The organism is Skermanella aerolata KACC 11604 (assembly GCF_000936425.1).
Taxonomy (GTDB): domain Bacteria; phylum Pseudomonadota; class Alphaproteobacteria; order Azospirillales; family Azospirillaceae; genus Skermanella; species Skermanella aerolata.
Window position 1 is genome coordinate 1 of the sequence record NZ_AVFK01000184.1, and the last position, 779, is coordinate 779.

The following is a 779-nucleotide window of genomic DNA, read 5'->3' on the forward strand; positions in this document are numbered from 1 at the left end:
GCGCGACACCGCGGCCGAGCCGGATGTCGGATTGCGTTCGGATGGTGTGTATCCGGCAGCGCTGCAAAAACCTAATATAGCAGTGACCGGTACAAACCACATCATCTGCTTCGGCGTAGACTGCTGCGCCCTGTCATGGCTTGATCACCGAGCCTATCCATATGAAATGAATGAGAAAAGTAGACTTGTTGTCCTGGATGACGATCAATGGGCGGTTCTAGGACCGTTGATCGACGAGTGCCGGCCGCGAGGTAAGACGGAACCGGTTGCCTTGCGCGATACGATCGAAGCGATCGTCTGGCGGCATCAGAATGGCGTGAAATGGCGTAGCGTGCCGGCCGATCTGGTTCCCTGGTGGCGGATGGCGTAGACCTTCATCCGCTGGAGCCAACTGGGTGTGGGAACGGCTTCTCGAGCGAGCCCCAGCGTGTTGCCGGGATGTGCGGGATGGCGTAAGGGTCGACCTGTTTCGATGCTCCGGATCTCGCCTTCATGCCGCACAAATACAATGCCGCTCGCCGTCACCATATTGCGCGGCCGAAGCAACACGTGACGAATTGGTCAGCGTATAACGAGGCGCTGCGGCAGCGGGGCAGTCTGACCATGTGGTTCACGGATGATGCGATAGCCGCCTGGAAAGCAACGCCGCGGACCACGCCGGGCGGTCAGCCACACTACTCCGACCTCGCGATTACGACTGCCCTGACACTGCGCGCAGTGTTCCATCTGGCGCTGCGCCAGACCGAGGGGTTGATCGGCTCGATCCTCCATCTGCTCGG

General features: G+C 60.2%; 2 protein-coding genes. Both read left to right on the forward strand.

The annotated features are described in order from the left end of the window. Positions 1-370: transposase (locus N826_RS46275; protein WP_157599446.1), on the forward strand; the 370-nt coding region annotated here is incomplete at its 5' end. A 122-nt stretch (positions 371-492) separates the two neighbouring features. Then, positions 493-779, forward strand: a 287-nt coding sequence (locus N826_RS39115) for a transposase (protein ID WP_044438051.1), incomplete at its 3' end; no start/stop codon positions are given.